7 protein-coding genes are annotated in these 7,513 nt (G+C 69.8%); 3 read left to right on the top strand and 4 right to left on the bottom strand.

Annotation, left to right across the window (positions count from 1 at the left end):
• Window positions 1–707: M20/M25/M40 family metallo-hydrolase (locus tag AC1D01_RS14240; protein ID WP_477867250.1), on the top strand; the 707-nt coding region annotated here is incomplete at its 5' end.
• A gap of 54 nt (window positions 708–761) precedes the next feature.
• Here AC1D01_RS14240 and AC1D01_RS14245 read toward each other — a convergent pair.
• From AC1D01_RS14245 to AC1D01_RS14255, 3 genes are all read right to left on the bottom strand, one after another.
• Window positions 762–2,405, bottom strand: a complete 1,644-nt coding sequence (locus tag AC1D01_RS14245) for an NAD(P)/FAD-dependent oxidoreductase (RefSeq protein WP_477867252.1) — start codon at window positions 2,403–2,405, stop codon at window positions 762–764.
• Between the two features lie 5 nt (window positions 2,406–2,410).
• Window positions 2,411–4,351: an ABC transporter ATP-binding protein gene (locus AC1D01_RS14250; protein WP_477867254.1), complete on the bottom strand. Its 1,941-nt coding sequence runs from the start codon at window positions 4,349–4,351 to the stop codon at window positions 2,411–2,413.
• Window positions 4,352–4,513: 162 nt separating this feature from the next.
• Window positions 4,514–4,945, bottom strand: coding sequence for a DUF4148 domain-containing protein (locus AC1D01_RS14255; protein WP_477867256.1), 432 nt, complete (start codon window positions 4,943–4,945; stop codon window positions 4,514–4,516).
• 215 nt (window positions 4,946–5,160) lie between these two features.
• Between AC1D01_RS14255 and AC1D01_RS14260 the strand changes: the two genes are divergently transcribed.
• Window positions 5,161–6,093, top strand: coding sequence for a LysR family transcriptional regulator (locus AC1D01_RS14260; protein WP_477867258.1), 933 nt, complete (start codon window positions 5,161–5,163; stop codon window positions 6,091–6,093).
• Here the strand turns inward: AC1D01_RS14260 and AC1D01_RS14265 are convergent, their stop codons facing one another.
• Window positions 6,094–7,164, bottom strand: coding sequence for an aminoglycoside phosphotransferase family protein (locus AC1D01_RS14265; protein WP_477867260.1), 1,071 nt, complete (start codon window positions 7,162–7,164; stop codon window positions 6,094–6,096).
• A gap of 115 nt (window positions 7,165–7,279) precedes the next feature.
• Between AC1D01_RS14265 and AC1D01_RS14270 the strand changes: the two genes are divergently transcribed.
• On the top strand, window positions 7,280–7,513 hold a 234-nt coding region (locus AC1D01_RS14270; protein WP_477867262.1), incomplete at its 3' end, for a hypothetical protein.

A 7,513-nucleotide genomic window follows, 5' to 3' on the forward strand; every position in this document is an offset into this window, starting at 1 on the left:
TCGGCCTGCACATCTCGCCGAACCTGGCCTCGGGCGTGCTCGGCGTGCGCGGCGGGCCGATGCTGGCCGGCGCCGATTCGCTGCGCATCACGGTGCGGGGCCGCGGCACGCATGGCGGCGCGCCGTGGGGCGGCATCGATCCGATCGTCGTCTCGGCGCAGATCATCACCGGGCTGCAGACCATCGTGAGCCGCCAGCTGAACATCAGCCATGAACCGGCGGTGCTGAGCATCGCGTCGATCCACGGCGGCAACCGCGAGAACGTGCTGCCCGACAGCGTCGAGATGCGCGGCACGCTGCGCAGCTTCGACGAGGCGATGCGCGAGGAAGCGAAGCGGCGCATCGTGACCACCGCCGAATCGATCGCCGCGGCCAGCGGTGCGCAGGCGAGCGTCAGCTTCGGGCCGGCCACCTACGCCGTCACCGACAACCCGCGCGAACTGCTCGCGCGGATGATGCCTTCCTTGCAGCGCGCGAGCAGCGGCCGCGTGATGGAACTGCCGAAGATCAGCGCGTCGGAGGATTTCTCGGAGTACCAGAAGCAGGTGCCGGGGCTGTTCTTCATCCTCGGCGCGACGCCGCCCGGCAAGACGCCGCAGAACGCGCCGCCGAACCATGCGCCGGACTTCGATTTCGACGAGGCGGCGTTGCCCTTGGGCGTGAAGGCGCTCGCGACGCTGGCGCTCGACTACCTGGTCAGTCCGTAGCCCGGATGCCAATCCGGGTTGACTTCGACGGCCGCCCCCGGATTGGCATCCGGGCTACGAGAGGATCGACCGCCCCAGCGCCTCGGCGACCTCGATCCCGTCGACGCCGGCCGACATGATCCCGCCGGCATAGCCCGCGCCTTCGCCGGCCGGGTACAGGCCCTTCACGTTCAGGCTCTGCCAGTCCTTGCCGCGCGTGATGCGCAGCGGCGACGAGGTGCGCGTCTCGACACCGGTGAGCACCGCGTCGGGCATCGAGAAGCCCTTGATCTGCCGCTCGAACGCCGGCAGCGCCTCGCGGATGGCCTGGATCGCGTAGTCGGGCAGGCTCGGGTGCAGGTCGCCGAGCAGCACGCCCGGCTTGTACGACGGCTGCACGCTGCCGAACTCGCGCGAGCGCTGGCCCTTGACGAAATCGCCGACCAGCTGGCCCGGCGCTTCATAGTTGCCGCCGCCGAGTTCGAAGGCGCGCGACTCGAGCCGGCGCTGGAATTCAATGCCGTCCAGCGGATTGACCGGCCCCGGCGCATCCGGGTCCTGCGCATAGTCCTGCGGCGAGATGCCGACGACGATGCCGGCATTCGCGTTGCGCTCGTTGCGCGAGTACTGGCTCATGCCGTTCGTCACGACGCGGCCGACTTCCGAGGTGGCCGCCACCACCGTGCCGCCCGGGCACATGCAGAAGCTGTAGACCGAGCGGCCGTTGGCGGCGTGGTGCACCAGCTTGTAGTCGGCCGCGCCGAGGATGGCGTTGCCGGCGTTCGGGCCGAAGCGCGCGCGATCGATGATCGACTGCGGATGCTCGATGCGAAAGCCCACCGAGAACGGCTTGGCCTCCATGAAGACGCCGCGCGCGTGCAGCATCGCGAAGGTGTCGCGCGCGCTGTGGCCGAGCGCCAGCACGACGTGGTCGGCGCGCAGCTGCTCGCCGGACGCGAGCGTCACGCCGCGAATGTGGCCACCCTCGATCAGCACATCGGTCACGCGCTGCTCGAAGCGGATCTCGCCGCCCAGCGATTCGATCTCGGCGCGCATCTTCTCGATCATGCTGACCAGCCGGAAGGTGCCGATGTGCGGCTTGCTGACGAACAGGATCTCGTCCGGCGCGCCGGCCTTGACGAACTCGGTCAGCACCTTGCGCGTCAGGTGGCGCGGGTCGCTGATCTGGCTCCACAGCTTGCCGTCGGAGAAGGTGCCGGCGCCGCCCTCGCCGAACTGCACGTTCGATTCGGGGTTCAGGACATTCTTGCGCCACAGGCCCCAGGTGTCCTGGGTGCGCTGGCGCACCTCCTTGCCGCGCTCCAGCACGATCGGCCGCAGCCCCATCTGCGCGAGGATCAGCGCGGCGAACAGCCCGCACGGGCCGAAGCCGACGACCAGCGGGCGCAGTCGGCCCGAGGCCTCGAAATCCGCCGGCGCGTGGCCGACGAACTTGTACGAGGTGTCGGGCGACGGCTTGATGTGCGGATCGATCGCGAAGCGCTGCAGCAACGCGGCCTCATCGGCCGGGTCGGCGAGCTCGCAGTCGACGGTGTAGATCAGCACGATGGCGGCCTTCTTGCGCGCGTCGTAGCTGCGCTTGAAGACAGTGGCGCTCTTCAGCGCGGCATCGGCCAGGCCCAGGCGCTGCAGCACGGCCGGGCGCAGCGCGCCTTCGGCATGGTCGAGCGGCAGCCGCAGTTCGGTGATTCGGAGCATGGGCGCTATTGTCCCGCGGGCTCGGGCTGCTGGGCCGAGCGCAGCTCGTCGACGGGTGCATCGTCGATCACGGGCTCGTCGTCGGCGCCCGGGTCGGCAGGCAGCGGTTTGTCGTACGCCAGGAAGCCGCCCGACTGGTGCTTCCACAGCAGCGCGTAGTGGCCACCCTGCTGCAGCAGTTCGTCGTGCGTGCCCTGCTCGACGATGCGGCCCTGCTCCAGCACGATCAGCCGGTCCATGCGGGCGATGGTCGACAGCCGGTGCGCGATCGCGATCACCGTCTTGCCTTCCATCAGGTTCAGCAGCTGGTCCTGGATCGCGAGCTCGACCTCGCTGTCGAGCGCCGAGGTGGCCTCGTCGAGCACCAGGATCGGCGCGTCCTTCAGCACCACGCGCGCGATCGCGACACGCTGGCGCTGGCCGCCGGAGAGCTTCACGCCGCGCTCGCCGACGTGCGCCTCGTAGCCGGTGCGGCCCTTCCAGTCCTGCAGCTCGCGGATGAAGCCGTGCGCCTGCGCCTTGCGCGCCGCCGCCTCGACCTGCGCGGGCGTCGCGTCGGGCCGGCCGTAGCCGATGTTGGCGGCGATCGAGCGGTGCAGCAGCGAGGTGTCCTGCGTCACCAGGCCGATCGCGCCGCGCAGGCTCTCCTGCGTGACGCCGGCGATGTCCTGCCCGTCGATGCGGATGTGGCCCTGCTCCACCTCGTGGAAGCGCAGCAGCAGGTTCACGAGCGTCGACTTGCCGGCGCCCGAGCGGCCGACCAGCCCGACGCGCTCGCCCGGCTTCACGACCAGGTCCAGGTCGTCGAGCACGCGCTTGCCGTCGCCGCGGCCGTAGGTGAAGGTCAGGTGCTCGAAGCGGATCTCGCCGCGCGTCACCTCGAGCGGGCGGGCCCCCGGCTTGTCGACCAGCGTGTGCGGCACCGCGATCGTCTCCATGCCCTCCTGCACCACGCCGACGTTCTCGAAGATGCCGGTCACTTCCCAGCTGACCCAGCCGGCGACGCTCGCGATCTGCCAGGCCAGCGGCAGCGCGGTGGCCACCATGCCGGCGGCGATGTGCCCGTGCACCCACAGCAGCACGCCGATGGTCGCGGTGCTGACCAGGAACAGCGCGTTCATCGCCGACAGCGTCGCCATGAACTGCGTCGTGAGCTTCATGTGCGCGGCGATCGCAAGCGTGTGCTCGTCGACGCTCTCGCGCACGTAGGCGTCTTCGTCGCGCGCGCGGGCGAACAGCTTCACGGTCAGGATGTTGGTGTAGCTGTCCACCACGCGGCCCATCAACGCCGAGCGCAGTTCGGAACTGGCGCGCGCCAGGTCGCGCATGCGCGGCACGAAATGGCGCAGGAAGAACACGTAGCTCGCGAACCACAGCACGGTGGGCACGGCAAGCCGCCAGTCGGCGCTGGCCATCAGCACCAGCGCGGTGACGCCGTAGATCACGATGTACCAGATCGCGCGGATCGAGCTGACCACGCTCTCGCGCACCGCGTTGCTGGTCTGCATCACGCGGTTGGCGATGCGGCCGGCGAAATCGTTCTGGAAGAAGGTCCAGCCCTGGCGCACCACGTGCCAGTGGCTCTGCCAGCGGATCAGGCTGGTGACGCCGGGCACCACCGCGATGTTGCGCACCATCGTGTCGGCGACCAGCGCGAGCGGCCGGCCGAACAGCACCAGCGCAGCCATGCCGAGCAGCATCGGCGCGGCAGCGCTGAACGCGGCGGCGCGCTCGGGCGCCTGCATCAGCGTGACCAGCCTGCCGATGAAGACCGGCACCAGCGTGTCGACCCCGGCCACCACCAGCCCGGTGATGAACATCGCGAGGTACAGCCAGCGCGTCTGGCGGATGAAATGCCAGTAGAAGGCCAGCAGGCCGGGCGGCGGCTCGCCGCGGGGCACGTCGGTCGGGCGGATGCGTTGCAGGAAGAAGGCAGACACGGACATGGCGGCGCCAATGGCAACGCGGCGCAGGCTTGTGGCGTGCGCCGCATCGGAGGTTGGGGGTGCCCCATTGTCTCGCGGAACGGATGCCCGACAACGACAGAGGCCGCCCGAAGGCGGCCTCTGCGGTGTCCCACAACCGTTGCGCTCTGCGCGCTTCAGCGATCAGTAGCCGGTCGACAGCGCGCCGTAGCCGGAGTCGCTCTTGTGGGCCTTGGCGGCTTCGACCGCCTCGGCACGCACTTCGGCGCGGGTGCGGCTCGTGCCAGCGACCACCGGGGTGGTGTAGCCGTAGCTTTCCGAGTTCGGGACCAGCGTGCCGTCGACACGGGCACGGGCCAGTTCGGCGCGCACTTGCTCGCGGCTCTTGCCGCTGTCGGCTGTCGCCGCAGCCTGGGCCTTCGGCAGCGTGATCGACGCGTTGTTGTAGCCGTAGCTTTCCGAGTTCGGCAGCAGGTCGCCGGAAGCGCGGGCACGGGCCAGCTCGGCACGCACTTGTTCGCGGGTCAGGCCGGTGTCGGCAGCGAACGCGGTGACGGAGGCGCCAGCCAGTGCAAGGGCGACGGTGGCAAGGGCGGCGAAGTTCTTGGTGCTCATGATGAATTCCTTCAGAGGGTTGACGTTTCCAGGCAGGGCGGCTTCAGGGGTTGTTCAGAGCCGTCTTGTCCAGCCTCGGTGAGTCACTGTTGCGTTGGCCTCATCGATGGGGTGAACTGTAGACATTGCGCTTGAATCAATAAACAGCACGTGCTTCAATGCCCCATTGTCAAAAAAGAAACAATGAGGGCGAAAGAATGGATCGGCTGCATTCGATGCGGGTGTTTTCCCGGGTGATCGAGGAAGGAAGCTTCGCGTCGGCCGCACGCCGGCTGAACCTCTCGCCGGCCGTCGTCACGCGGCTCGTGGCCGACCTCGAGGAGCACCTCGGCGCCCGCCTGATCAACCGCACGACGCGCCGCCTCGCGCTCACCGACACCGGCGAGCTTTACCTCGAACGCGTGCAGCAGATCCTCACCGAAGTCGAAGAGGCYGAGGCGCTCGCGAGCGCCGCCACCTCCGAGCCGCGCGGCCACCTGCGCGTGCTGGCACCGCCGGCCTTCGCGGTGCACCAGATCGCCAAGCACCTGCCGAAATTCCGCACGCTGTTCCCGAAGGTGACGATCGAGCTGTCGTGCCCCGGCCCGGTCGAGGCGGTCGACGAGAACTTCGACATCAGCATCCTGTCGGTCGGCGACCGCCCGCTCGATGGCGACTTCGTCGCGCGGCGCCTCGCGCGCTCCGAGGTCATCACCTGTGCCTCGCCCGAGTACCTGAACCGCCGCGGCCGGCCGGTGCACCCGTCGGAGCTGGCCGGCCACGAGGCGATGGTGCCGACCTTCCTGCGCGAGCTGACCTTCCACGAGGGCGTGTGGGGCGATGACGAGCCGTCCGGCGAGTCGTACACGCTGACGCCGGGGCGGCCCGCGCTCGGCACGACGCACATCGACACGATGTACGCCGCGGCGCTCGCCGGCATGGGCATCGCCGGGCTGCCGTCGTTCGTCGTCGAGGATGCGCTGATGGAGCACGCGCTCGAACGCGTGCTGCCGCGCTGGCACCTGCTGACGACCACGATCTACGCCGCGATGCCGACGCGCAAGCACGTGCCGGCGCGCACGCGGGCGTTCATCGATTTCCTGCTCGAGACCTTCGGCGGCGGCGAGACCGATCCGTGGCTCGCGGCGGCGGGTTGCCAGACGCGCTGATTACCTGAACACGTCCTGCCGCGTCTCGCCGACCAGGCGTTCCAGCAGGCGCGCCAGCGCACCCAGCCCGTTGTAGCGGCTCGCGGTGCGGTGCGCATAGCGCCACACCAGCGGCAGGTTCTGCAGGTAGCCGTCCTTGCCGTCGCGGTGGTACAGCCGCGCGAAGATGCCCAGCACCTTCAGGTGGCGCTGCAGGCCCATCCACTCGAAATCGCGCCAGAACTCGCCGAAGTCGGCCTGCACCGGCAGGCCGGCCTTGCGCGCACGCTCCCAGTAGCGCACCGCGAGGTCGATCTGCACGTCTTCCTGGAGCTCGATGTAGGCATCGCGCAGCAGGCTGGCCAGGTCATAGGTGATCGGGCCCCAGACCGCGTCCTGGAAGTCGAGGATGCCGGGGTTGGTGGCCGCGCCGGCCGCCGGGCACACCATCAGGTTGCGCGAGTGGTAGTCGCGGTGCACCAGCACCATCGGCTGGGCCAGGTTGTTCTGCACGATGCGCTCGACGCAATCGGCCCATTGGGCCTGCTCGTCGGCCGTCAGCACGTGGCCGGCGTGCTTCACGTACCAGTCGGGGAACAGCTGCATCTCGCGCATCAGCAGCGTGCGGTCGTAGGCCGGGAGCTGCGACGCCGCCTCGATGCCCTGCAGCCGCACCAGCGCCTGGCTCGCATCGGCATACAGCGCGTGCGCGCTGCGATCGTCGAGTTGCGACAGGTAGGTCTGGTCGCCCAGGTCGGACAGCAGCATGAAGCCGTCCTCGGCATGCCAGTCGAGCACCTCGGGCGCGTTCAGGCCGGCGGCGCGCAGCAGCGCGGCGACCTTCACGAACGGCCGGCAGTCCTCTTTCTCGGGCGGCGCGTCCATCACGATGCGCGTGCCGGCCTCGGTGTCGACCCGCAGGTAGCGGCGGAAGCTGGCGTCGTTGCTGGCCGGCCGCGCCCCGCTCGCGTGGATGCCCCGGCCCGCCAATTGCCGCAGCCAGCTTTCGAAGGCGACGCGGCGCTTGTCGTCGGGCCAGGCCAGCGGGGGCAGGGTCGACTCGGAGGTCGTCGGATCAGGGGTCAGGGGCATGTGGGGATACTGCTCGTGGATAATCGATTCTACAAATCGCCCTGGGCGCGCCGCCTGTCGTCGTGCCGGTGCCGCGGCGCCGAGCCGTCCCTCCGCCCCTGATGTCCTCGCTCCCTTGCTGCCGCCGTTCCCACTCCGACTCTGCGTCTGCGCGATCCGCCTGAGCCTCGCGGCCTCGGCCGTCGGCTGGGCGTCGGCCGGGTGGGCGCAGGCGGTCGTGCCGCCGGCGGCTGCGGCATCGGCGCCAGCAGCGGCTGCATCGGCGGCTGCCTCCGCGGCTTCGGCAGCCGCACCGGCCTCCGCCGCCTCCGCACCCGACAACTCGATGGTGCTCGAGGCCGACGAGGTC

Source organism: Rhizobacter sp. P3_B12, assembly GCF_056402895.1.